A 23,821-nucleotide genomic window follows, 5' to 3' on the forward strand; every position below is an offset into this window, starting at 1 on the left:
CGGGCGGCCGCGGGGGCACGGGCCCCCGCGGCCCCGTCATATGCGGCCGCGCACGCAGAGCTGGTCCAGGACGGCAGCGGCCATGGCCTGCTCGCCCAGCGCGTTGGGATGGGCGGGCGCGGCCGGAGCGGCGGGCGTGAGCGGCTCGATCCAGCGGACCCCGGGGGCCGTGCACATGTCGTGGCCGACGGTCGGGGTGTAGGTGTCGACGTAGGTCGCGTGGGCGGCCTTGGCACGACGGGCCAGCATGGCGTTGAGCCGCTTCTCGGTGTCCCGGAGGTAGGCGAAGTCCTTGTCGGCGAAGGGCACGGCCGGGCGGCAGCCGACCCCGCTGTCGGGGAGCAGCGCCGGGTAGCCGACGACCACGACGCGGGCCCGCGGGGCGCGGTGGTGGATGGCGTCCAGCACGGCGTCGACCTTCGGTGCGGTCTGCTCCACGGCGGCCCGCAACTGGTCGGTTCCGCCGGCCGTGTAGTACTTCTCGCAGGGATTTCCGGTCGGGTCGGAGACCGCGGCGCCGGCGCAGGTGCGGATGATGCTGCCGAAGCCGACGTCGTTGCCGCCGATCTGCAGGGTGACCAGGGAGGTCCGCCGGCTCAGGGCGTCCAGCTGCGGCGGGTTGCTGCCCTGCGCCTTCCACATCTCGGCGGTGGTGGCCCCGCCACAGCTCACGTCGGTCAGGGTGGTGCCTCTCAGCCGCCCAGCCACCAGCGAGGGGTAGTTCCGGTTCGACCGGGCGCAATTGGCGTCCACCTGGTCGGGGATGAGCGGTCCCGACGTGTACGAGTCCCCGAGCGCGACGTACGCGTCCCGGTGGCCGTTGCCGTGACCGTTGCCTTGGTGGTGTCCGTCGCGCGTGTGCGCGGTGGCCGGAACCGCGCCCACCGCGGTGAGCACGAGCGCGGCCGACGCCGCGGCCGCTCCCAGGATCGATGCACGTCCGACACCCATCGGGCCCTCCCCCAGTCGACGCTGACGGGTTCAGATTCGGCGCCCCGCGTGGCCGAAGTCAATGGATGCGTCGCAAGTTCGCTCGATGGACTGACGTTCCCTCAGCTCAAGGCAATCGTTACTGGCGCGTAACATGCAGACGTATTACCAACGGTAAGCGGCTCTGGTTACTCTCCAGTCACTTTGTCACGGGGACATCTGGAGCCGCCATGAGAGCGCCTCGTACCACCGCGGGAACGTTTTCCGCCGTCCTGCTCGCCACCGCGGCACTGGGCATCGCGACCCCCGCCGCGCACGCGACCCCGGTCGCAGACCCGGGCACCACGGCCGGCGCGGTCCGCGCGGCGGGCACCTCCGCCGCCCCCTCCGTCCGCTTCGTCGACATCCCGGGAGCCGGCGGGATCACCCTCAAGGGGAACGTCTTCACCCCTTCGGGTAACGGCAGTCGCGACGCAAGTGCGCGCTATCCCGCCGTCGTCCTCCCCAGCAGCTGGGGCCTGAACGACCTGCAGTACCTGGCCCAGGCACAGAAGCTCGCCGACTCCGGTTACGTCGTGGTGAGTTACACCGCGCGCGGCTTCTACCTCTCCGGCGGGACGATCGACGTCGCCGGGCCGCTCGACGTCGCGGACATCTCGAAGGTCATCGACTGGACGCTCGCCAACACCCCCGCCGACCCCGGCCGGATCGGCATGGCCGGCGTCTCCTACGGTGCCGGGCTGACCCTCATGGGCGCCGCGCACGACCCCCGCGTCAAGGCGGTGGCGGCACTCAGCGGCTGGGCGGACCTGACCGAGTCCATCTACGGCGGCCGCACCCAGCACCTGCAGTCCTCCCTGCTGCTGGGCGCCGCCGGATACCTCACGGGCCGGCCCAGCGCCGAGTTCCAGCGGGTGCTCGGCGACTTCCTGGCCTCCGACTACGACCGGGAGGACGAGCTGATCGCCTGGAGCCGGCTGCGCTCCCCCGGCACCCACCTCGACCGGATCAACGCCAACGGCACCGCCGTGATGCTCGCCAACGCCTGGGGCGACACGATCTTCTCGCCCAACCAGCTCGCCTCGTTCTACGACCGGCTGACCGTCCCCAAGCGCCTGGAGTTCCGCCCGGGCGACCACGCGACACCCGAGATCACGGGGCTGTTCGGGCTGCCCAACGACGTCTGGTCCGACACGCGGCGCTGGCTGGACCACCACCTCAAGGGCGTGGACAACGGCATCGACAAGGAGCAGCCGGTCCGCCTGGCCTCCCGCGGCGGTGGCGGCTACGAGGGGTACGGCAGCTGGTCGGCCGTGCCCTCGGCCACCCGCGAGCTGCCGCTGGACGGCACCCGTCGCATCGCCGCGAACATCGACTCGGGCGCGGACGGCGGCATCATCTTCCTCTCCTCGCTCGCCGACCAGCTCGCGAAGGCGCCGCCCGTCGTCTCCGTGCCGCTGTTGCCGCGTGCCTTCGCCGCAGTCTGGCAGAGTCCCCGCGACGAGACCGCGCAGCAGGTCCGCGGCACCCCCGTGCTGCACACCACGGTGACGCCCTCGGCCTCCCGGGGCACCTTCGTGGCCTACCTGTACGACGTGAACTCCCTCGGCATCGGCGAGCTGATCACGCACGCCCCCTACACCTTCACCGACCGCACCCCGGGAAGCCCCTTCGCGGTGGACCTGGAGCTGTACTCCACCGCCTACGACGTCCCGGCCGGCCACCGCCTGGCCGTGGTCGTGGACACCGTCGACCCCCTCTACATCGAACACAACCCGGCCTTCTCCGGGCTGGCCTTCTCCTCCCCGGCGGCGGACCCGTCAAGGCTCTCCGTGCCGCTTCGCCGACCGTCACTCCCGTAGCGTGCGTACCTCGGTACGCAGCTGTGGCCTGCGTACCTAACGTCGTGCCAGGAGCGGGAGAGAGGACAGCGGGGATGGCCGAGCCGGCGCCGGTGTACCAGTGGATCGCCGACGACCTCATGCGGCGGATCGACGAGGGACTCCTCAAGCCCGAGTCCCGCATCCCCTCCCGTTCCCGGCTCAAGGAGGCCTACAAGGCGAGCGACCAGACCGTCGACCGGGCGGTGCGCGTGCTGAAGGCGGCGGGCTACGTCGAAGGGCAGTTCGGGCGCGGGGTGTTCGTGATCGACCGTTCGGCCCGCGGGACGCTCGACCGCGGCACCGGCGCCGTCGACTCACCCTTCGCCACACGGGTCGCCGGCGACGCCGCGGCGGTGGACTGGGAGGCCTCGACGGTCACCACGACCGCCCCGCCGGCCATCGCCGAGCGGCTCGACATCGCCACCGGTGACCCGGTGGTGATGACCCGTTACGAGTACCTGGCGAACCGCCGGCCCGTCCAGCTCGCGACCAGTTGGGAACCGCTGGCCATCACCGACGGCACGGACGTCGCGCACCCCGAGCGCGGCCCCTACGCCCGCCGCGGGGTGCGGGGACGGCTGGCCGCGATCGGGGTCCGCGTGGTGCGGGCCCGCGAGGTCCTGGAGTCGCGGCCTGCCACCGGCTGGGAGGCGCAGACCCTCGGCTGTGCGCACGGCCAGTGCGTGACGGCGGTCCAGCGGACGTACTTCGACGCCGACGACCGCGCCGTGGAGACCTCGGACACGGTGATCCGCGCCGACCGCTGGCGCGTGGCGTACAGCATCGACTTCTCGTCCTGACCGGCTGCCGGGCGGGCGCGTGGCCGGGCCCGGCGGGGCCGCGCCCCTCGGCCGGGTGGTGGCGCGCGATCGCTAACGGCCTCCGGCTGCGGCGCCCGCGTGGCCCTCGCCCAGTACCCGGCCGACCAGGGCGTCGCGGTCGGCCTTGGGGATGGCGGTCCAGCGGGTACCGCGGATCGCGCCCTCGAGGGCGAGCAGGGTGTGGGTGCAGGCGTCCTCGGGAAGCCCCTCGCGGATCATCGCGAAGGCCCCTCCGGATCCGAGGCGGCGCAGCTCGTCGGCGTCCGGCACACCGGCGCTGCGGAGGCGCTCGGCCAGGACCGCGCCGATGTTGGGCATCTGCTGCAGGGAGTCCATGACCCCATCATGCACCTCCCGACGCCCCGTCAGACGGCGATCTCGGCCCAGACACGCTTGCCGCCCGGCAGGAGGTCTGTCCCCCAGCGGTAGGTGAGGGCGGAAACCACCTGAAGACCGCGGGCGCTCCCCGTCGTGTCGGGGACCCGCCCGGTCAGCACCAGGCAGGGCGGAGTGCGGGAGCCGTCGCGGACCGACATGTGCACCAGCGTCAGCCGCCGCGACAGCGTGACGCCCACACGCCGGCCCCCGGCGTGCCGCACGGCGTTGGAGACGAGCTCGGCCAGGACGATGCTCGCGGGGTCCATCAGGTACCCGAGATCCCACGCGTCCAGGGTCGCCGCCAGGATGCGGCGCGCCTGGGCGGGCGCCAGGTCGTCGGCGGGCAGGAAGACCTCGCCCAGCAGGACGGTGGCGGGTGGGGCCGGGACGGGTTCGGCCGCCGGACCGTGGGTATGGAGGGTATCCGGAGGGGACTCGTCTCCGGCACCGCGGTCGGCGCCGGGGGCGACGCGCCGGAACGGGGGCTGTGCGGCCAGGTTGTCCCCCATGTGACCACCTCACAGGTGTCGTAGGTGGCGCCGAGCATTCCGTGAAGCACACGTGCACGCGATACCCCCGCGCTATTCTCACCACGACATACCCGCTGGTAACGCCGGTGGAAGGAACCGGCGCCGGTACGGAGGGGAGTCGTGGATGTCGGGACCGGTTTCTGGCGATGCCGTCGAGATCCCCGCGTGGGCCTGGGAGCGCGAGGAGATACGGGAGGCCCTGCGGGCCCGCGACGCCGGGGCGATCCTGCGGTTCGCACAGCAGTACGGCGGCGCGAGCCAGTCGCGCATCGCCGCCGCGACGGGGCTGCTGCAGGGTCGGGTCAACGAGATCGTGCGGGGCCGCCGCTCGGTGGTGCGGTTCGACGTGTTCGAGCGGATCGCGCAGGGCCTGCGCATGCCGGACCACGCACGGATGCTCATGGGGCTCGCGCCGCGCCGCCTGCGCTCGTACGGCTTCCGCGACCTGATGGACCATCCGCAGGTCGCGGCGGTCGCGCTGACCAAGCCCGAGGCCGCCGCGGAGATCCGCGAGGTGGCCGCGAGCGCCGACGCGGTGGACGTGGTGGGCGTGCGCGCCCTGGGCCTGGTGGCGCTCGGCGACTCGCTGCTGCGCGGGCCGCTGACCCGCGACGGCCGGACCGGGGCCCCCCGCATGCGGCTGCTGTTGCTGCACCCGGAGAGCCCCGCGGTCGCCCGGATCGCGGAGGAGGTAGGCGAGACACCGCGCTTCTTCGCGTCGAGCCTGCGCTTCGCGGAGGACATGCTCGCCGCCCTCGCCGAAGAAGGAACGATTCAGCTGGAGGTCTACCGCTACCGCACCGCGCCGGTGTGGCGGTTGGTGCGCCTCGACGGTGCCGCCTTCGTCTCCGTCATCGGACCGCCGGCGGACCCGCGGGGCTCGCTGGTCTACCGGCTCTCCGCCACACCGCCCGGCTCGGTGCTCTACGGCTTCGACCGCTGGTTCGAGGCCATGCTCGGCGAGGCCGAGCGCGTCATCTAGGAACGCCGGGCGGCGCTCAGGCCTCGGACGCCTCCGCGTGGACCTGGGACAGCTCCGGGGTGCCGCTCTCCGCCCACTCGTGGCCGGCCTCGACGACGTCGAGTTCACGGCCGGAGGCCAGCAGGATGACGGGCCGGCCGTTCGGCCAGATCTGCCAGCTCGCGCCCGGCACGGTGCGCACGACGACCGTGCCGAGGTAGAGCCCGGCGTCGTTGCCGAGCCAGGACAGCTCGTCCGGGTCGTCGCGCCAGCGCGGCACCAATTGGTCCAGGCGCTCCAAAGAGACGGCCGTGTCGTCCAGTTCCACGCCCTCGGCCTCGGCCCTGGCGCGCAGCAGCTCGCACTCGGAGAGCAGTTCCGCGACTCCTTCCGGGTCCTCGGCGAGGGACTCCGGTACGGCCGCGCCGCGGACCTCGCCGTACCGTTTGCGCCACCTGTCCAGGAAGGAGATGTCCATGGGCATCAGCCTATGGCGTAGGCCTTGCGGAGTGTCTCGTGGACGGTCCATGTCGTGCGGTCTCCTTCGCGGAGGACGCAGACGTCGCCCGGGCCGAGCTCCAGGGTCGGTCCGCCCTCCACCTCGACGGTGGCCCGCCCGCTGACGACCACGAACATCTCGTCCGCCTCGGTGTCGGTCACCACGCCCGGGGTGATCTGCCAGATCCCCCTCGTACGGGTGCCGTCGGGCGACTGCCACAGCACCGTTCCGGTGACCTCCGGGGAGCCGGAGACGATCTGCTCCGGGTCCAGGGGTTCGGGTTCGAGCACGGCGGCGGCGATGTCGACGGAGAAGCTCTTCATGGCCGGGAGCGTACGCGCGGGCGTATGCCAACGGTAACGACACGTTGTATACGTTCCGTTGCCGCACAATACGTAACGTAAGGCTGCCCCGCGCGAGAAGGGCCATGCAATGCGGGATGAACGGGAAGCCGGGGCACGGGCGGCGGACCGCGCCTGGCGGCTGCTGGAGGAACTGGCGGCGCGGGCACCGGGGACGGTGCGGCTGGCACCCGGCGCGGACGACGCCGAGATCGCGGCGTGGGGCGTGCCGCTGCCCGACGAGGTGCGGCACCTGGTCGGCAGGGTGCGGTCGATCCGCATCGGGGGGCTGGAGGAGTACCGGCTGGCCCCGGAGCGCGGTCTGCACCCCGGTGGTTGGGCGGTGGGGCCGCCCGGCTCCGCGCACCTGCTGCACGAGTCGGGCGGGGACACGCTCTTCGTCGACGTGGACGAGGGCACCGGCGCCTGGGGCCGGGTGTTCGCCGCGACCGGGGTCTTCCTCGACACCTGGGCGTACGTCGCGCCGTCACTGGTCGACTGGGTCACCCTGCTGGCCCGGGCGGGGCTCACGGCCCTGGAGCGCACGGCGCCGGAGCCGGAGCCGGAGCCGGATCCCGAACGGGCGGACGGGACGGTTCCGGACCACACCGCCGTGCTGGAGCGGCTCGCCGAGACCTCGCACGTCTTCTCCTACCGGCCCGACCTGCGGGGCACGCCGGTGGGGCAGGCCCGGCCCGACGCCGACCCGGAGCTGGCCGGCGCGCTGGCCGGGCTGCCGGACGACGCTCTGGTGGTGGACCTGCGCGAGGTGGCGCACCCGGCCACCTTGCACCTGCCCTGCCCGCCCGGCCTGCGCGGCTACGTCGAGTTCCAGCGCAGGGTCGGCGGGCGCTTCGCGGTGGGCCTCCCCCGGAGCGGTCAGACGTCGAGGTCGACCACGACGGGGGCGTGGTCGGAGGCGCCCTTGCCCTTCCGCTCCTCACGGTCGACGTAGGCGTCGGAGACCGCCTTGCCGAAGGCCTGGTTCGCGTAGACCAGGTCGATCCGCATGCCGCGGTTCTTGGGGAAGGCCAGCTGGCGGTAGTCCCAGTAGGTGTAGGGGCGGTCGTACTTCAGCGGGCGGGGCACCACGTCGCTGAGCCCGGCCTCGCGCAGGTGCGCCAGCGCCTCCCGCTCCGCGGGGGTCACGTGGGTCAGCCCCTCGAAGACCGAGGGGTCCCACACGTCCTCGTCGGTGGGCGCCACGTTGTAGTCGCCGAGGACGGCGAAGGGGCGCTCGCCCGCGGCGTCCTGCGCGACCGCCGCGCGCAGCGCCTCGAACCAGCGCAGCTTGTAGGCGTAGTGCTGGTGGCCTACCTCACGGCCGTTGGGCACGTACACCGACCAGACCCGGACCGGGCCGCAGGTCGCCGAGACCGCGCGGGGCTCGTCGACCTCCTCGTACAGCGGGCCGCCGGGCAGGCCGACGACGACGTCCTCGAGACCCACCTTGGACAGCAGGGCGACGCCGTTCCACCGGCCGGTGGCGTTGACGGCGGTCTCGTAGCCGAGGGCGCGCAGCTCGTCGAAGGGGAACTGCGCCTCGGCGCACTTGGTCTCCTGGATGCACAGCACGTCCGGGCTGTTCTTCTCCAGCCAGGGCAGCAGCCGCGGCAGGCGGGCGGTGATCGAGTTGACGTTCCAGGTGGCGATGCGCATGGACCCGAATCTACCGCCCGCCTCCGACAACCGGCCCCGCGGCGTTCCCCAGGGCCGTCCGCGGCGGGTCCTCAGCCCAGGTCGGCGCTGTCGCCGGGGGCCAGCCTGCCGTGCTCCGCGCCGCCGACACCGGGCCCGTCGGGGCCGAGCAGCCGGTCGTAGACGGTACGCGCGAGGTCGCTGAGCAGCCCGTCGTGCACGTCGATGGCGCGGGCCGGCTTCACCTCGCGGAGGTAGTCGATGACCTCCGAGACCTTGCTCCAGGGGGCGTGCACCGGCAGCAGCAGCGTCTGCACGGACCGGCCGGGCACGGTGAGCGCGTCACCGGGGTGGAAGACGGAGCCGTCGACGAGGAAGCCCACGTTGGTGATGCGCGGGATGTCGGGGTGGATCACGGCGTGCATCTGGCCGTGCACCTCGATGTCGAAGCCGGCCGCGCTGAAGGTGTCGCCCTCGCCGACGGTGTGGACCCGGCCCGGGAAGGCGGCCGACACCTGGTCGGCGACGCTCTTCAGGGTCCAGATCTCGGCGGCGGGGTCGGCCTCCAGGGCGGCGCGCAGCTGCTGTTCGCTGAAGTGGTCCGCGTGCTCGTGCGTGATGAGCACCGCCTCCGCCCCCGTCGCGGCCTCCGGCTCGGTGAAGGCTCCGGGGTCGATGACGAGCGCGCGCCCGTCCTTCTCCAGGCGGACGCAGGCATGGCCCCTCTTCGTCAGCTTCATGGCTCTCCTCCGGAGCGGTGATCCTTTGCATGGCCATCATGGCCGGGGCCCTGCGCACCGCACACGCCGCATCCAGGTGGAGATGGCAATGGGCTGACGGGGCGACCGGGCCGCCGTGCGCGCGGACTCACTCCCGTGGCCGAGTCTCCTCCCGGATGACACGCCGCGCCACCGCGAAGGCGGAGGTGGCGGCGGGCACCCCGCAGTAGACGGCGGTGTGCAGCAGCACCTCCTCGATCTCGGCCGGGCTGAGGCCGCCGCGCAGCGCGGCCCGGGTGTGCGCGGCGAGTTCCGTGTGGTGGCCGCCGGCGACGAGCGCGGTCAGGGTGACGACGCTGCGGGTGCGCCGGTCGAGCCCGGGCCGGTTCCAGACCTCGCCCCAGGCGTAGCGGGTGACGAACTCCTCGAAGTCCCCGGCGGACTCCTCGGCCTCCTCCGCCGCCTGGTCGACGTGGGCGTCGCCCAGGAGCTCACGCCGGGTGCGGTCGCCCTCCGCGTAGGCGTCCGGGCGTTCGCCCGCGGTGCCGCCCCGGTGCTGCGGCGCGGGTCGTACGGGGGCCGCCGCCGGAACGGGCTCGGGGGCCGCGGGTGCGGGCTGCGCGGGGAGGGCCACGGCGACGGGCTGCTCGGTCCAGGTGGCCTCGAAGTGGTGTACGAGGAGTTCGCCCACGGCGGCGGGTTGCTCGACCGGCACCAGGTGCGAGGCCCCGGGGACGACCGCGAGCCGCGCGTCCGGTATCCCGGCGACCAGGGCCCGGGCGTCGGCGGGCGGCGTCACCTGGTCCTCGGCGCCGCCCAGGACCAGCGTCGGCACGGTGATCAGGCCCAGCTCGGCACGCACGTCATGGGCGGCCAGCGCCTCGCAGGCGGCGATGTAGCACTCGGGGTCGACGGCGCGGGCCATCTGCACGGACCAGTCCACGATGGCGGCCTGGGCGGCACGGAAGGCGGGGGCGAACCAGCGCTCGGGGGTGCTCAGTGCGATCTGCTCCAGGCCGTTCGCACGGACGACGACGCCGAGCTGCCGCCATGCGTCAGGTGTCCCGAAGCGGGCGGCCGAGGAGACCAGCGCGAGCGAGGCGACGCGCTGCGGGGCGCGCAGCGCGAGTTGGGTGCCGACGGCGCCGCCGAAGGCGCAGCCCGCGTAGCCGAAGCGCTCGACGCCGGCCTCGTCCAGGGTGCGCAGCAGGCGGTCGGCGAGGTCGGCGGTGGAGGCCGAGGGGTCGGCGGGGGCACCGCCGTGCCCCGGGAGGTCGTACCGCAGCACTCTCCACTGCCGGGTCAGCTCGGGTATCTGCCGGTCCCACATGTGCCACGTCGTGCCCAGTGAGGGGCCGAGGACCAGGACCGGGGCGTCCTGCGGGCCGTCGATGCGGTGCTGGAGGGTCTTGGGGGTCTGCTCGTCGGTCACTCGCTCCACGCTATCGAGGCGTTCGCGGGCACGGACGTCCGGGCCCCGTGACGGCGCGGGACCCTTGCGGCGCCTGGGCGCCGGTCAGCGGAAGTTTATCGTGGACACGACATAGACCACGGGGTGGTCCGTGTCGGAGAGGTCGACCGTGATGTTGTGGTCCGGCTTGTCGCCGTGCTGCTTGAGCTTGAGACCGGCCCACCGGCGGTCCGTGCCGAAGGTCCAGCGCACCGTGCGGGCCTGCTTCGGGCTCACGGTCACGTCGCCGTCCTTGAGGGCGGAGCGGCTCGTGTCGACCTGGGCGAGGAAGGTGTCCAGGCCGCCCTGGTTGGTGCGGAACTGCACGTAGAAGGAGCTGGAGGCCCAGTTGTTGGTCTCCAGGTACGCCACCGGCGTCGACCCGGACGGGATCGGCACCTCGTAGATGCGCCGCTGCACCTTGGTGGGCCACAGGTGGGTGAGCGTGGTGGCGGCGGCCTGCTGCTGCTTCTCCTCGCCGCTGTCCCGGCTCTGCTCGGCGGAGATGATCACGTAGCCGATCGGCACCAGGATCAGCAGCGGGACGACCGTCCACTGCACCCAGCGCGGCGGCTTCCTCGGGGGCATGGCACTCACTTGCCGACGACCTTCGCGTAGCGCTCGTACCGCTCGACCCGCCGCCGGTTGGCCCGCCGGAAGCGGCGCGCGACCAGCCGCGCCAGGTCCGCGGCGCCGACCATCCCGGCCTCGGGACCGAGCTGCGCCTTGACGATACGCGCCTCCGGCCGGTAGCCGCGGCCGGTCAGATGGCGCCGGAAGGCGTCGCGGGCCGGGGCGATCAGCAGGTCGTCGGCCGCGCTGACGCCGCCGCCGATGACGAAGCAGGAAGGATCCAGGGCGGCGGCGAGGTTGGCGATGCCGACGCCCAGCCACTGGCCGATGTCCTGGAAGAGTTCGACGCACATCGGATCACCCTCACGGGCGAGCTCCGTGATGAGCGGTCCGGTGATCTCCCGGACCTGGCCGTCGACCCGGTCGATGATCCCGTACGCGACCGGGGACTCCGCCGCCGCGAGTTCGCGGGCCTCGCGCACCAGGGCGTTGCCCGAGCTGTACTGCTCCCAGCAGCCGCGGTTGCCGCAGGCGCAGCGGTGACCGCCGGGCACGACCTGCATGTGGCCGAACTCGCCCGCGACGCCGTAGCGGCCCCGCTTGACGTGGCCGTCCTCCAGGATGGCGCCGCCGATCCCGGTGCCCAGCGTGATCATGACGAGGTCGTTCTCACCGCGGCCGGCGCCGAAGCGCCACTCCGCCCACGCGGCGGTGTTCGCGTCGTTGTCCACCATGACGGGGACCCGCAGGCGCTCGGTGAGGCGGGCTTTCAGCGGCTCGTCACGCCAGGACAGGTGGGGGGCGAAGAGCACCCGGGAGCGGTCCGCGTCGACCCACCCGGCCGCGCCGATGCCCACCGCGTGCACGTCGTGCCGCTCGGACAGGTCGAGGACGAGCTCGGTGATGGTGTCCTCGACCACCTTCGGGCTCTTGCTCTTGTCCGGGGTCTCGGTGCGCAGCTTCTCCAGGATGGTGCCGTCCGCGTCGACGACGCCGGCCATCACCTTGGTGCCGCCGATGTCGATGCCGACGGTGGGGACCCGGGGCGCGGTGAGGTGCGAGCGGCGCTCGCGGCGGCCCACCGTGCTCAGGAGTGTGGAACTGCTGGAGGAGCGCGCGGCGCCTCGGTACATGCTCATCGGTTCACCCCCGTGGATCCGATCCCGGACTCGGTCCCGAACTGCTGCTCGGTCGTCGCTCGCAAGGCTCGTCTCTCCGGGGTCGGGGGCGTTTCTCCGAGTGATTCTAAGTGCCGGGGCCCGCGGGGGCGTGGCCCGCTGCCCCGGGCGTCGGCGGACCGGGTGCGCGGGTGGCCGGCCGGGGGCCGCCCACCCGCCCTCACGGCGCCGGGCGGCGCAGCTCGTGCGCGAGGGCCTCGAGGTCCGAGCCGCCGGCCATCTCCCGGGTGAGCTCGTCCACCGTGATCCCGTCCCTGGTGTAGGAGCCGGTCATCGTGCCGCGGCGCAGCAGGACGAAACGGTCGCCGACGAGGTGGGCGTGGTGGGGGTTGTGCGTGATGAGGACCACACCCAGCCCGGCGTCCCGGGCCGCGGCGACGTACTTCAGGACGACGCCGGACTGCCGGACGCCGAGTGCCGCCGTGGGCTCGTCGAGGATGAGCACCTTGGCGCCGAAGTGCACGGCCCGTGCGATGGCGACGCTCTGCCGCTGCCCGCCCGACAGCGTGCCGATGGGCTGGTCCACGTCGCGCAGGTCGATCCCCATGTCGCGCAGTGCCGTGCGCGTGGTCTCCCGCATCATGGCGACGTCCAGGCGCTTGAAGGGGCCGCGGCCCTTCCTCGGCTCGGAGCCGAGGAAGAAGTTCCGCCACACCGGCATCAGCGGGACGACGGCCAGGTCCTGGTAGACCGTGGCGATGCCGCGGTCGAGGGCCTCGCGGGGGGAAACGTGGCGTACGGGCACGCCCTCGATCTCGTAAGCGCCGCCGTCGTGCTGGTGCAGCCCGGCGATGATCTTGATCAGGGTCGACTTGCCGGCACCGTTGTCGCCGAGGACGCAGGTGATCTCTCCCGCGTGCACCTCCAGGGAGACGCCCTCCAGGGCGCGTACGTGCCCGTACGCCTTGCTGACGTCGGTCAGCTTCACCAGGACCGTCACTTCGCCGCCTCCGCCCGCTTGCGCACCCAGGCGTTGAGCAGCGTCGCCAGCAGCAGCATGGCGCCCAGGAAGAACTTGAACCAGTCCGGGTTCCACTCGGCGTAGACGATGCCCTTGCTGGTCATGCCGAAGATGAACGCACCGACCGCCGAACCGATGGCGGAGCCGTAGCCGCCGGTCATCAGACAGCCGCCGATCACGGCGGCGATGATGTACAGGAACTCGTTGCCGATGCCCTCTCCCGACTGCACGACGTCGAAGGAGAACAGCAGGTGCTGCCCGGAGATCCACGCGCAGAAGGCGACGGCCATGTACAGGCCCGTCTTCGTACGGGTGACGGGGACGCCGACCGCGCGGGCCGCGTCGGGGCCGCCGCCGGAGGCGAAGATCCAGTTGCCGGCGCGGGTGCGCAGCAGGACCCACGTGGCGACGGCGACCAGGGCGATCCACCACAGGATGGTCACCTGGAGGTCGACGTCGCCGATCGTCAGGTGCGAGGCGAACAGCGCCCGCGCCGACGCGAAGCCCTCCATGTCGGAGATGGACTTGGTGCTGACCGTGCCGTCGATGAGCTTGGTGAAGCCCAGGTTGAGGCCGGTGAGCATCAGGAAGGTGCCCAGCGTGATGATGAAGCTCGGCAGCTTCGTGCGGGCCAGCATGATGCCGTTGAAGAAGCCGATGGCGAGGGTGACGAGCAGCGAGACGCCGACGCCGACCCAGACGTTCGCCGTCATCTGGTAGCTGAACATCGACGACACCAGGGCGGAGGACGTGACCAGCACGCCCGCCGACAGGTCGAACTCGCCGCCGATCATCAGCAGTGCCACCGGCACCGCCATGATCCCGATGGTGGACGCCGCGTAGAGGATGGTCCCCAGGCTCGCCGGCCGCAGGAAGGAGTCGGCCGCCACGGAGAAGACGACGAAGACGGCCACGGCGCCGACGACCGCCCCGAGCTCGGGGCGGCTGAGCAGTCGGTGCCCGAGCCGTCTCGGGGGAGCGAGGCTGTCCGCGGTCATCGGGTGCCCCGCTTCGCGTAGTCCTTCAGCGCGGCCGCGTCGTCCTTGGTGACGATCTGCGGGCCGGTGAGCACGGGCCTGCCACCGCCGAGCACGTCGGCGTTGTACCGGTAGAGCCACAGCAGGTCGACGGCCTCGTAGCCCTGCAGGTAAGGCTGCTGGTCGACGGCGAAGCCGATGGTGCCGTCCTCCAGCGCGCTCGCGACCTGGCCGTTGAGGTCGAAGGTGTCGACCTCGGCCTGGCTGCCCGCCTGGTCCTTCGCCTTGGCGGCGGTGGCGGCGTAGGGCGCGCCCAGGGTCACGACGGCGTCGATGGAACGGTCGGCCGCCAGCTTGGCCTGGAGGGCGGACTGGACGTCCGGCATGTTGGTGCCGTTGACGTACAGGTTCTCCGTCGTGCCCTCGAAGGTGTTCTTCACGCCCGCGCAGCGCTGCTCGTGGCCGACGTTGCCCTGCTCGTGGAGCACGCACAGGACGTGCTTCCTGCCGCGCGCCGTGAGCTCGTCGCCGACGGCCTCGCCGGCGACGGTCTCGTCCTGGCCGATGTGCGCCAGGGCGCCGTACTCCTTGGACTGGGCGGACCCGGAGTTGATGGTGACGACCGGGATGCCGGCCTTCTCCGCCTTCAGGACGACGTCCTTCATGGCCTCGGGCTTGGCGAGGGTGACGACCAGGCCGTCGACCTTCTGGTCGATGGCGGTCTGCACCAGCTGCGCCTGGTCCTTGCCCTGGTCGCTGTTGGAGTACAGGAATGTGATGTTGTCCTTGGCCGCGGCCTGCCGGGCGCCCTTCTGGACGATGTCCCAGAAGCTGTCGCCGGCACCGGCGTGGGTGACCATGGCGACCGTCCACTTCGGTGTGTCGACGGCCGATCCGTTGGCCTGGGCCTCCTTGGCCCGCTGCTCCGCGCGCAGGCCCCCGGTGCTGCTGCAACCCGCCAGCGCCACACCGATGACCACTGTCAGTAGCGCACCGAGCGCACGCTTTCCCCTGTTCGCGCTCTCCACGTCGTGCCTTTCCCTGCAGGTCTTGGAACCGACCAAGTATCCGTCACAGGGTGCGATGCTTGCGGAAGGGGGGGTTCCGCGGTCGTTCAGGCCCGTACGAGGAGCTGGAACTCGAAGGCGTAGCGGGAGGCGCGGTAGATGTGCGTGCCGTACTCGACGGCCCGTCCCGTGTCGTCGTACGTCGTCCGGCTCATGGTGAGCAGCGCGGCCCCGGGGTCCTCGGCGAGCAGCTCGCCCTCCGCCTCGGTGGCGCACCGGGCGCCGACCGACTGACGGGCGCTGTGCAGGGTGATCCCGGCGGCTCGCATCATGCGGTACAGGCCGGTGGACTCCAGCCTGGCGTTGTCCAGGGACAGGAGTCCGGGCGGCAGGTAGTTGCACATGTGGGCCATCGGCTCACCGTGGGTGAAGCGCAGCCGTTGCAGGACGACGACGTCGCTGCCCTCGGCGAGGCCGAGCGCGGCGGCGACCTGGGCCGAGGCCGGCTCGGTCTCGTTGCGCAGCACATGGGTCGCGGGGCTCTGCCCGGCGGCCTGCAGGTCGTCGAAGAGGCTGCTCAGCTCCAGGGGCCGCTTGACCTGGCTGTGCACGACCTGGGTGCCCACGCCGCGACGGCGCACCAGCAGTCCCTTGTCCACGAGGGACTGGATGGCCTGCCGGACGGTCGGCCGGGAGAGGCCGAGCCGTCCGGCGAGTTCGATCTCGTTGCCCAGGAGGCTGCCCGGGGCGAGCCTGCCGTGCTCGATGGCGCCCTCCAGCTGCTGGGCGAGCTGGTAGTACAGCGGCACCGGGCTGGAGCGGTCCACCTCGAACTCGAGCGGCGCGGACTCTGCTTTGGACACAGGGGGAGCGTATCCGCCGGTCTCGATCTCAGGAAACTCTGACATCACATTGTCCGAACATTTGGGTCCACCCCTTCTCGAAGGGCCCGCGGGCGGGCCGGTGCGGTCGGTGGCGCGGTCGATGGTGCCGGATTGCGGGAGCCGCCTCACAGGTGGCGGCGGCGGTCGCCCAGGTGCCGCTCGTAGGACTTGCGGGCCTCGACGGCCGCCTCCCGCGAGGCGGTCTCGGCGACCGGCACGTCCCACCAGGCCTGGGCGGCGGGGGCCGTCGGCGTGGGGTCGGTCTCGACGTACACGCAGGTCGGACGGTCGGAGGCACGGGCGGCGGCCAGCGCCTCGCGCAGTTCGCGCACCGTCTGGGCGCGCAGCACCTCCATCCCGAGGCTGGCGGCGTTGGCGGCGAGGTCCACCGGGAGCGGGTCGCCGGTGAAGGAGCCGTCGGCGGCCCGGTAGCGGTAGGCGGTGCCGAAGCGCTCGCCGCCGACCTCGGAGGACAGTCCGCCGATGGAGGCGTAGCCGTGGTTCTGGATGAGGAGGAGGTTGACGTTTACGCCCTCCTGGACCGCGGTCACGATCTCCGTCGGCATCATCAGGTAGGTGCCGTCCCCGACGAGCGCCCACACCGGCCGGTCGGGCGCCGCCATCCGCACGCCGATGGAGGCCGGGATCTCGTAGCCCATGCAGGAGTAGCCGTACTCCAGGTGGTACTGCCGCGGTGAGCGGGCGCGCCACAGCTTGTGCAGGTCACCGGGGAGGGAGCCGGCGGCGTTGATGACCACGTCGTCGTCGCCGACCACCGAGTCGAGCGCGCCGAGCACCTGGGTCTGGGTGGGGCGGTCCGTGTCGTCCGCGGCGTACGCGGCGTCGACCACGCGCTCCCAGCTTTCCTTGCCCGCGCGGTACTCGGCCTCGTACGCCGGGTCGACGCGGTGTCCCGCCACGGCCCCGGCAAGGGCTTCGAGGCTCGCGCGGGCGTCGCCGACCAGGGTGCGGGCACCGAGCTTGTGGGCGTCGAAGCCCGTGACGTTGAGGTTGAGGAAGCGCACCCCGGGGGCGGCGAAGAGCGTGGAGGAGGCGGTGGTGAAGTCGGTGTAGCGGGTGCCCACGCCGATGACCAGGTCGGCGGTGCGCGCGATGTCGTCGGCCACGGCGGTGCCGGTGTGCCCGACGCCGCCGAGGTCGGCCGGATGGTCATGGCGCAGCGAGCCCTTGCCGGCCTGGGTGGACGCCACCGGGATGCCGGTGGCCGCGGCCAGTGCCTCCAGGGCGGGCTCGGCCTCGCTGTGGTGGACGCCGCCGCCCGCGATGATCAGCGGACGCCGCGCGGCGCGCACCGCCTCGGCGGCCGCGGCGAGTTCGGCGGCCTCGGGGGCCGGGCGGCGTACGTGCCAGACGCGCTCGGCGAAGAACTCCTCGGGCCAGTCGTACGCCTCGGCCTGGACGTCCTGCGGGAGGGCGAGCGTGACGGCGCCGGTCTCGGCGGGGTCGGCGAGCACCCGCATCGCCTGGAGCGCGGACGGAATCAGGGCCTCGGGCCGAGTGACCCGGTCGAACCAGCGGGAGACCGGGCGCAGCGCGTCGTTGACGGAGACGTCGCCGTACTGGGTGTGCTCCAGCTGCTGCAGCACCGGGTCGGGGAGGCGGTTGGCGAAGGAGTCGCCGGGGAGCAGGAGCACCGGCAGCCGGTTGACGGTGGCGAGCGCGGCACCGGTGACGAGGTTGGTGGCGCCGGGGCCGATGGAGGTGGTGACGGCCTGTGCGGACAGCCGGTTGAGCTGGCGGGCGTAGCCGACGGCGGCGTGCACCATGGCCTGCTCGTTGCGGCCCTGGTGGTAGGGCATCTCCTGCCGGTACTCCACCAGGGCCTGGCCGATGCCGGCGACGTTGCCGTGGCCGAAGATGCCCCACGTGCCGGCGACGAGCCGGCGGCGGACCCCGTCGCGCTCGGTGTACTGCGCGGACAGGAACCGCACCAGCGCCTGGGCGACCGTGAGGCGTCGTACGGACTGGCTGCTCATCAGGACCTCTCGGGGGCTTCGTCGGTGGCGGCGGGGGCGGTGTACAGCGGCAGGCGCGGGTCGACGGGCTGGTCCGGCCAGGTGGCGCGGACCCAGGCGTGGTCGGGGTGGTCGCAGATCAGCCAGGCGCGCTCCTCCCCCGGGCCCGCCATGACGTTGAGGTAGTACATGTCGTGGCCGGGGACGGCCATCGAGGGGCCGTGCCAGCCGTCGGGGATGAGGACGACGTCGCCGTGCCGGACCTCGGCGAGGACGTCGGTGTTGCGGCCGTTGCCGGAGGGTGAGACCCGCTGGTAGCCGATGCCCTCCTTGCCGTGCGCCGGGGCGATCTCGAAGTAGTAGATCTCCTCCAGGCGCGATTCGCCCTCGCGGTCCTCGTCGTGCTTGTGCGGCGGGAAGGACGACCAGTTGCCCGCCGGGGTGAGCACCTCGACCGCGATCAGCCGGTCGCACTCGAAGACCCCGGCGGCGCCGAAGTTGTTGACCTGGCGGCTGCAGCTTCCGCTGCCCCGCAGCTCGACGGGGACGGCGGAGGCCGGTCCGTAGCGGGCGGGCAGCCGCCGGTCGCAGCGGGCACCGGTCAGGGCGAAGCGGCCACCGGAGGCGGTGGTGACGGTGACCGTCTCGTCGCGCGGTACGTACGCGAAGTCGCTGACCCCGGCGAAGACGCTCTCGCGCCCGGTGAGCCGGAACGTCCCGCCTGCGGCGAAGACCTCGCAGCCGCCGGAGAGCGGCAGCACGATCCACTCGCTGTCACCGGTGGCGAACTCGTGCCGTCCGCCGGGCGGGAGTTCCAGGATCCGCAGCGAGGAGTGGTCCCAGCCGGCCCGTCCGGGGTCGACGTCGACGGCGTACGGGCCGGCGGCGGCCTTCCCGGCGGCCAGGTGGTTCTCGGTGCTGGTCATGGCGTGAGCCTCGCACTTCTCGCGGTTCGACCGGGACGTCACAGCAGGCCGACGGCGGTGTCGACGGCGGTCTCCACACCGCCCTCCGCCGGGTAGAGCAGCGTGCGGCCGACGACCAGACCCTGGACGGTGGGCAGGCGCAGCGCCTTGCGCCACTTCTCGTAGACCGCGTCCTGTTCCCCGCCCACCTCTCCCCCGAGCAGGACGGCGGGGAGGGTGGAGGTCTCCATGACGGTGGCCATGTCGTCGACGTCCTCGGTGACGGGCACCTTGAGCCAGGTGTAGGCGGAGGTCCCGGCGAGCCCGGAGGCGATGGCGATGGACTTGGTGACGGCCTCCGCGCTCAGGTCGTTGCGCACCCTGCCGTCGACGCGGCGGGATATGAAGGGTTCGACGAAGACCGGGAGCCGGTGCTCGGCCATGTCGTCGATGGCGCGGGCGGTGGCGACCATGGTGCTCAGCGAGCCGCTGTCCTCGTAGCTGATGCGCAGCAGCAGCTTGCCCGCGTCGAAGCCGAGCCGGGCTATGTCCTGGGCGCGGTGGCCGGTGAAGCGGTCGTCGAGCTCGAAGGAGGCCCCGGCCAGGCCCCCGCGGTTCATCGACCCCATGACGACCTTGCCCTCGAGCGCGCCGAGCAGCAGCAGGTCCTCCAGGATGTCCGCGGTGCCGAGGACCCCGTCCACGCCGGGGCGGGAGAGCGCGGTGCACAGCCGCTCCAGCAGGTCGACGCGGTTGGCCATGGCGAACTCCCGGTCGCCCACGGCGAACGCGCCCCGCGCGGGGTGGTCCGCGGCCACGATCATCAGCCGGCCGCTGTCACCGACGAGCGGGCGGCGGACGCGGCGGGCGGCGGCCTCGGCGATCGCCTCGGGGTGGTGGGTCCGCACCTTCACCAGGTCGGAGATGCTGATGCTCATCAGGAGCTCACTTTCGGGCAGGGGACGGACCGTCAGCCGCGGCCGAGGAGGTCCTGGACCTCCGACGCGGTGGGCATCGCGGAGGAGCAGGCCAGGCGGGACGCCACGATCGCGCCGGCGGCGTTGGCGTGGCGCATGATCCGCTCCAGGTCCCAGCCGGCGAGCAGCCCGTGGCAGAGGGAGCCGCCGAAGGCGTCGCCCGCGCCGAGCCCGTTGACCACCTCGACGGGGACCGGCGGGACCTCCGCGGTGCTGCCGTCGCGGTGGACGGCGAGGACGCCCTTGGGGCCCTGCTTGACGACGGCCAGTTCGACGCCGACGGCCAGCAGCGCCTCGGCCGCAGCGTGTGGTTCGCGCACCCCGGTGGCGACCTCGCACTCGTCGAGGTTGCCGACGGCGACGGTGGCCGAGGCCAGCGCCCGTGCGTAGTAGGGGCGGGCCTCGGCCGGGTCCTTCCAGAACATGGGACGCCAGTCGAGGTCGAAGACGGTGGTGCCGCGCCGCGCCCTGGCCTCGAGGGCGGCGAGGGTGGCGGTGCGGCTGGGCTCCGCGCACAGGCCGGTCCCGGTCATCCAGAAGATGCGGGCGGACCGGACGGCGTCGAGGTCCAGTTCGGCGGCGTGGATCTCGAGGTCGGGGGCCTTGGGGAGCCGGTAGAAGTAGAGCGGGAAGTCGTCCGGCGGGAAGATCTCGCAGAAGGTGACCGGCGTCGGGTACGCGGCGACGGGGGTGACGTAGCGGTCGTCGACGCCGAACTCCTTGAGCGCCTGGTGGCAGTAGGCGCCGAAGGGGTCGTCGCCGGTGCGGGTGATGACGGCGGTGCTGCGGCCGAGCCGGGCCGCGGCGACCGCGACGTTGGTGGCGGAGCCGCCGAGGAACTTGCCGAACGTCTCGACCTGGGGCAGCGGCACACCGGTCTGCAGAGGGTAGAGGTCCACCCCGATCCGGCCCATCGTGATCAGGTCGTACGGCTCGGTCATGGGCGTGACTCCTCGTCGTGCGTCACCGGGGGGTCGCTCTGCGGCCCTGTCAGGTCTAGCCCGCCCGGTCGCGCGATGTCAACACTATGTCCTTACATACGAACGTACCGCCCGCCGGAAGTCCGGGTCGTTATCTTGTCGTTACGTCGAGATGAATTGATGTCTTGACAAAGTCTTGACAGGGGCCCCGGGGAGGGGTTTGCTCCCGTGCAGCACCCGGCCATGTGAACACGTCCGTCCCCTTCTCCCTCCCACCGCAGTGAGGTGCAGGAACATGGAACGCTCTCGCAGAAACCGTCGGATCTCCGCCGTCGCGGCCCTCTCCGCCGCGGCGGTCCTCCTCGCAGCGGGCTGTTCCAGCAGCTCAGGCGGGAAGAAGGCCGAGGAGTCGGCGGACGCCCCCGCCGCGGGCAAGGCCGGCACCCCGCGGATGAAGATCGCGATGGTCACCCACGCCGCCCCCGGCGACACCTTCTGGGACCTGATCCGCAAGGGCGCCCAGGCCGCCGCCGCCAAGGACAACGTGGAGCTGATCTACTCCAACGACCCCAACGCCGCGACCCAGGCCAACCTGATCCAGAACGCGATCGACCAGAAGGTCGACGGGATAGCCGTCACCCTGGCCAAGCCCGACGCCATGAAGGACGTCGTCGCCAAGGCCGAGGCCGCGGGCATCCCGGTGGTCGGCTTCAACGCGGGCCTGGACGACTGGAAGGACCAGGGACTGCTGGAGTACTTCGGGCAGGACGAGAGCGTCGCAGGCGAGGCGCTGGGGAACAAGCTCAACGACCTCGGCGCCCGGCACAACGTCTGCGTGATCCACGAACAGGGCCACGTCGCCCTGGAGGCCCGCTGCGCCGGCGTGAAGAAGACCTTCAAGGGGAAGACCGAGAACCTCTACGTCAACGGCACGGACATGCCGTCGGTGAAGTCCACGATCACGGCGAAGCTCAAGCAGGACTCCGGCATCGACTACGTCGTCACCCTGGGCGCGCCCTTCGCCCTCACGGCCGTCCAGTCGGTCGCGGACGCCGGGAGCAAGGCCAAGGTCGGCACGTTCGACCTCAACAAGGACCTGGTCAAGGCCGTCCAGGACGGTGGCGTGCAGTTCGCGGTCGACCAGCAGCCGTACCTGCAGGGCTACCTCTCCGTCGACTCGCTGTGGCTGTACAAGACCAACGGCAACGTCAGCGGCGGAGGCGTCGCCCCGGTGCTGACCGGCCCGGCCTTCGTCGACAAGGACAACGTCGAGTCCGTGGCCTCGTTCGCCGCGAAGGGCACCCGGTGATCCCTGTGTCCCAGGCAGCCGCCCCAGCGGCGTCCCCCTCGCCACCCGCGGCACCCGCCTCCAAGGCGGACGGCCGCACCGCCGAACGCTCGCTGCTGCGCAGGACGCTGGCCCGCCCGGAGATCGGCGCGCTGATCGCCGCCGTCGCGGTCTACCTCTTCTTCTTCGCGGTGGCGCCGTCCTTCCGCGAGGCGGGCTCGCTGGCGACCGTGCTCTACCAGGCGTCGGTCATGGGCATCATGGCGCTGCCGGTGGCCCTGCTGATGATCGGCGGCGAGTTCGACCTCTCGGCCGGCGTCGCGGTCACCGCGTCGGCGCTGACTGCGAGCATGTTCAGCTTCCAGTTGAGCATGAACGTGTGGACCGGCGTGGCCGTCGCCCTGGTGGTGTCCCTGGGCATCGGGGCGCTCAACGGCTACCTGCTGGTGAAGACCGGCCTGCCCAGCTTCCTCATCACCTTGGCCACCTTCCTGATGCTGCAGGGCCTCAACCTGGCGGTCACCAAGATCTTCACCGGCAACGTCGCCACCGACTCCATCAGCGACATGGACGGCTTCGGCCAGGCGCGCGCGCTGTTCGCCTCGGAGGTCGGCATCGGCGGGGTCCAGCTCAAGGTGACGGTGCTGTGGTGGCTCGGCTTCGCGGCGCTCGCCACCTGGGTGCTGCTGCGCACCAGGTTCGGCAACTGGACCTTCGCGGTCGGCGGCAACAAGGACAGCGCGCGGGCGGTCGGCGTACCGGTGGCCTTCACCAAGATCGCGCTGTTCATGGCTGTGGGCTTCGGGGCCTGGTTCACCGGCATGCACCTGCTGTTCTCGTTCAACGCGGTGCAGTCGGGCGAAGGCGTCGGCAACGAGTTCCTGTACATCATCGCGGCGGTCATCGGCGGCTGCCTGCTCACCGGCGGCTACGGTTCGGCGATCGGCTCGGTGATCGGCGCCTTCATCTTCGGGATGGTCTCCCAGGGCATCGTGTACGCCAACTGGAACCCCGACTGGTTCAAGTTCTTCCTCGGCGTGATGCTCCTGATCGCGACCCTCGTCAATCTGTGGGTCCGCCGCACGGCGACCCGGAGGTGAGCCCGATGACCACCGCCACCACCACCGACTCCGACGGCACAGCCGCCGTCCCCGGGCCCGTCGTCGAACTGGACCGGGTGGGCAAGAGCTACGGCAACGTCCGCGCCCTCCACGGGGTCGACCTGGCCGTCCGGCCGGGGCAGGTCACCTGCGTCCTCGGCGACAACGGCGCGGGCAAGTCCACCCTGATCAAGATCGTCTCCGGACTGCACCAGCACACCGAGGGCGAGTTCCGCATCGACGGCGCACCCGTACGGCTGAACACCCCGCGCGAGGCCCTGGACCGCGGCATCGCCGCCGTCTACCAGGACCTGGCGACCGTCCCGCTGATGCCGGTCTGGCGGAACTTCTTCCTCGGCTCCGAGCTGACCCGCGGCCCCCGGCCCGTACGGCGCCTGGACATCGCCCGGATGAAACGGACCGCGGACGAGGAACTACGGGCGATGGGCATCGTCCTGGACGACCTGGAACAGCCCATCGGCACCCTCTCCGGCGGCCAGCGGCAGTCCGTGGCCATCGCCCGCGCGGTCCACTTCGGCGCGCGGGTGCTGATCCTGGACGAGCCGACCGCGGCGCTGGGCGTCAAGCAGTCGGGTGTCGTCCTGAAGTACATCGCGGCCGCACGCGACCGGGGTCTGGGCGTCATCTTCATCACCCACAATCCGCACCACGCCTTCATGGTGGGCGACCACTTCTCGGTGCTGCGGCTGGGCACCCTGGAGTTGAGCGCGGGCCGGAACGAGGTCTCCCTGGAGGAGCTGACCCACCACATGGCCGGCGGCGCCGAGCTGGCCGCGCTCAAGCACGAACTCGCCCAGGTCCGCGGCGTCGACGTGGAGGAACTGCCCGGACCCGAGGACCTGGGCGAGGGCCGTCCCTCCCCGTGAGGGGCCGCCCGGCCCCGGTTCCACTCTGACATGACGTC

At 72.1% G+C, this 23,821-nt stretch carries 25 protein-coding genes; 7 read left to right on the forward strand and 18 right to left on the reverse strand.

All coding sequences use genetic code 11. The features are described 5' to 3' along the window. Positions 1 to 36: 36 nt before the first annotated feature. On the reverse strand, positions 37 to 951 hold the full coding sequence (locus tag OG937_12385; protein ID WUD72419.1) for an SGNH/GDSL hydrolase family protein: 915 nt from the start codon (positions 949 to 951) through the stop codon (positions 37 to 39). A 209-nt stretch (positions 952 to 1,160) separates the two neighbouring features. On the opposite strand from OG937_12385, the gene OG937_12390 reads away from it, so the two are divergent. Both OG937_12390 and OG937_12395 read left to right on the forward strand, forming a co-directional pair. After that, complete coding sequence (locus OG937_12390) at positions 1,161 to 2,792, forward strand: prolyl oligopeptidase family serine peptidase (protein WUD72420.1); 1,632 nt, start codon at positions 1,161 to 1,163, stop codon at positions 2,790 to 2,792. A gap of 74 nt (positions 2,793 to 2,866) precedes the next feature. Next, positions 2,867 to 3,613, forward strand: a complete 747-nt coding sequence (locus OG937_12395; protein WUD72421.1) for a GntR family transcriptional regulator — start codon at positions 2,867 to 2,869, stop codon at positions 3,611 to 3,613. A 72-nt stretch (positions 3,614 to 3,685) separates the two neighbouring features. Here the strand turns inward: OG937_12395 and OG937_12400 are convergent, their stop codons facing one another. Both OG937_12400 and OG937_12405 read right to left on the reverse strand, forming a co-directional pair. Next, positions 3,686 to 3,970 carry a TfoX/Sxy family protein gene (locus OG937_12400; GenBank protein ID WUD72422.1) on the reverse strand — a complete coding sequence of 95 codons (285 nt, stop codon included), beginning with the start codon at positions 3,968 to 3,970 and terminating at the stop codon, positions 3,686 to 3,688. A gap of 29 nt (positions 3,971 to 3,999) precedes the next feature. Beyond that, complete coding sequence (locus OG937_12405) at positions 4,000 to 4,521, reverse strand: ATP-binding protein (protein WUD72423.1); 522 nt, start codon at positions 4,519 to 4,521, stop codon at positions 4,000 to 4,002. A gap of 145 nt (positions 4,522 to 4,666) precedes the next feature. Between OG937_12405 and OG937_12410 the strand changes: the two genes are divergently transcribed. Then, the gene (locus OG937_12410) at positions 4,667 to 5,524 is read left to right on the forward strand and encodes an XRE family transcriptional regulator (protein ID WUD72424.1); all 858 of its coding nucleotides are present in this window, start codon (positions 4,667 to 4,669) and stop codon (positions 5,522 to 5,524) included. A gap of 16 nt (positions 5,525 to 5,540) precedes the next feature. Here OG937_12410 and OG937_12415 read toward each other — a convergent pair whose 3' ends face one another. Both OG937_12415 and OG937_12420 read right to left on the reverse strand, forming a co-directional pair. Continuing rightward, positions 5,541 to 5,981 carry a DUF6278 family protein gene (locus OG937_12415; protein WUD72425.1) on the reverse strand — a complete coding sequence of 147 codons (441 nt, stop codon included), beginning with the start codon at positions 5,979 to 5,981 and terminating at the stop codon, positions 5,541 to 5,543. 5 nt (positions 5,982 to 5,986) lie between these two features. Further along, positions 5,987 to 6,325, reverse strand: a complete 339-nt coding sequence (locus OG937_12420; GenBank protein WUD72426.1) for a cupin domain-containing protein — start codon at positions 6,323 to 6,325, stop codon at positions 5,987 to 5,989. 109 nt (positions 6,326 to 6,434) lie between these two features. Here OG937_12420 and OG937_12425 point away from each other — a divergent pair, with 109 nt between their 5' ends. After that, positions 6,435 to 7,298, forward strand: a complete 864-nt coding sequence (locus tag OG937_12425; GenBank protein WUD72427.1) for a hypothetical protein — start codon at positions 6,435 to 6,437, stop codon at positions 7,296 to 7,298. Here the strand turns inward: OG937_12425 and OG937_12430 are convergent. The 13 genes from OG937_12430 to iolC all read right to left on the reverse strand — a co-directional run bounded on the left by OG937_12430 (position 7,223) and on the right by iolC (position 20,529). Beyond that, positions 7,223 to 8,002, reverse strand: a complete 780-nt coding sequence (locus OG937_12430) for an exodeoxyribonuclease III (GenBank protein WUD72428.1) — start codon at positions 8,000 to 8,002, stop codon at positions 7,223 to 7,225. The genes OG937_12425 and OG937_12430 overlap by 76 nt on opposite strands. 71 nt (positions 8,003 to 8,073) lie before the next feature. Beyond that, positions 8,074 to 8,721, reverse strand: a complete 648-nt coding sequence (locus tag OG937_12435) for an MBL fold metallo-hydrolase (GenBank protein WUD72429.1) — start codon at positions 8,719 to 8,721, stop codon at positions 8,074 to 8,076. 127 nt (positions 8,722 to 8,848) lie between these two features. Next, positions 8,849 to 10,132 carry an alpha/beta fold hydrolase gene (locus OG937_12440; GenBank protein ID WUD72430.1) on the reverse strand — a complete coding sequence of 428 codons (1,284 nt, stop codon included), beginning with the start codon at positions 10,130 to 10,132 and terminating at the stop codon, positions 8,849 to 8,851. Positions 10,133 to 10,216: 84 nt separating this feature from the next. Then, positions 10,217 to 10,738, reverse strand: a complete 522-nt coding sequence (locus tag OG937_12445) for a hypothetical protein (GenBank protein WUD72431.1) — start codon at positions 10,736 to 10,738, stop codon at positions 10,217 to 10,219. Positions 10,739 to 10,743: 5 nt separating this feature from the next. Further along, entirely contained in the window at positions 10,744 to 11,862 is a 1,119-nt protein-coding gene (locus OG937_12450; GenBank protein ID WUD72432.1) for an ROK family glucokinase, read from the reverse strand. Positions 11,863 to 12,061: 199 nt separating this feature from the next. After that, positions 12,062 to 12,841 (reverse strand): ATP-binding cassette domain-containing protein, encoded by a 780-nt coding sequence (locus OG937_12455; GenBank protein ID WUD72433.1) that lies wholly within the window; start codon positions 12,839 to 12,841, stop codon positions 12,062 to 12,064. Beyond that, positions 12,838 to 13,860: an ABC transporter permease gene (locus OG937_12460; GenBank protein ID WUD72434.1), complete on the reverse strand. Its 1,023-nt coding sequence runs from the start codon at positions 13,858 to 13,860 to the stop codon at positions 12,838 to 12,840. Before OG937_12460 ends, OG937_12455 begins: the two co-directional genes overlap by 4 nt. Then, the gene (locus OG937_12465; protein ID WUD72435.1) at positions 13,857 to 14,867 is read right to left on the reverse strand and encodes a sugar ABC transporter substrate-binding protein; all 1,011 of its coding nucleotides are present in this window, start codon (positions 14,865 to 14,867) and stop codon (positions 13,857 to 13,859) included. Before OG937_12465 ends, OG937_12460 begins: the two co-directional genes overlap by 4 nt. Before the next feature lie 86 nt (positions 14,868 to 14,953). Beyond that, entirely contained in the window at positions 14,954 to 15,709 is a 756-nt protein-coding gene (locus OG937_12470) for a GntR family transcriptional regulator (GenBank protein ID WUD72436.1), read from the reverse strand. A 146-nt stretch (positions 15,710 to 15,855) separates the two neighbouring features. Further along, positions 15,856 to 17,727, reverse strand: coding sequence for a 3D-(3,5/4)-trihydroxycyclohexane-1,2-dione acylhydrolase (decyclizing) (gene iolD / locus OG937_12475; GenBank protein ID WUD72437.1), 1,872 nt, complete (start codon positions 17,725 to 17,727; stop codon positions 15,856 to 15,858). After that, entirely contained in the window at positions 17,727 to 18,632 is a 906-nt protein-coding gene (gene iolB, locus OG937_12480) for a 5-deoxy-glucuronate isomerase (GenBank protein ID WUD72438.1), read from the reverse strand. The genes iolD and iolB overlap by 1 nt, the downstream gene beginning before the upstream one ends. 38 nt (positions 18,633 to 18,670) lie before the next feature. Continuing rightward, positions 18,671 to 19,549, reverse strand: a complete 879-nt coding sequence (locus tag OG937_12485) for a deoxyribose-phosphate aldolase (GenBank protein ID WUD72439.1) — start codon at positions 19,547 to 19,549, stop codon at positions 18,671 to 18,673. A 32-nt stretch (positions 19,550 to 19,581) separates the two neighbouring features. After that, positions 19,582 to 20,529, reverse strand: a complete 948-nt coding sequence (gene iolC / locus OG937_12490) for a 5-dehydro-2-deoxygluconokinase (GenBank protein ID WUD72440.1) — start codon at positions 20,527 to 20,529, stop codon at positions 19,582 to 19,584. 274 nt (positions 20,530 to 20,803) lie between these two features. On the opposite strand from iolC, the gene OG937_12495 reads away from it, so the two are divergent. From OG937_12495 to OG937_12505, 3 genes are read left to right on the forward strand one after another with little or no spacing between them, the layout of a single operon-like run. Then, positions 20,804 to 21,817: a sugar ABC transporter substrate-binding protein gene (locus OG937_12495; GenBank protein WUD72441.1), complete on the forward strand. Its 1,014-nt coding sequence runs from the start codon at positions 20,804 to 20,806 to the stop codon at positions 21,815 to 21,817. Continuing rightward, positions 21,814 to 22,896 carry an ABC transporter permease gene (locus OG937_12500; GenBank protein WUD72442.1) on the forward strand — a complete coding sequence of 361 codons (1,083 nt, stop codon included), beginning with the start codon at positions 21,814 to 21,816 and terminating at the stop codon, positions 22,894 to 22,896. Before OG937_12495 ends, OG937_12500 begins: the two co-directional genes overlap by 4 nt. A gap of 5 nt (positions 22,897 to 22,901) precedes the next feature. After that, complete coding sequence (locus OG937_12505; protein ID WUD72443.1) at positions 22,902 to 23,783, forward strand: ATP-binding cassette domain-containing protein; 882 nt, start codon at positions 22,902 to 22,904, stop codon at positions 23,781 to 23,783. The last annotated feature ends 38 nt before the right edge of the window (positions 23,784 to 23,821 follow it).

This window comes from Streptomyces sp. NBC_00510, assembly GCA_036013505.1.
Taxonomy (GTDB): Bacteria; Actinomycetota; Actinomycetes; order Streptomycetales; family Streptomycetaceae; genus Actinacidiphila.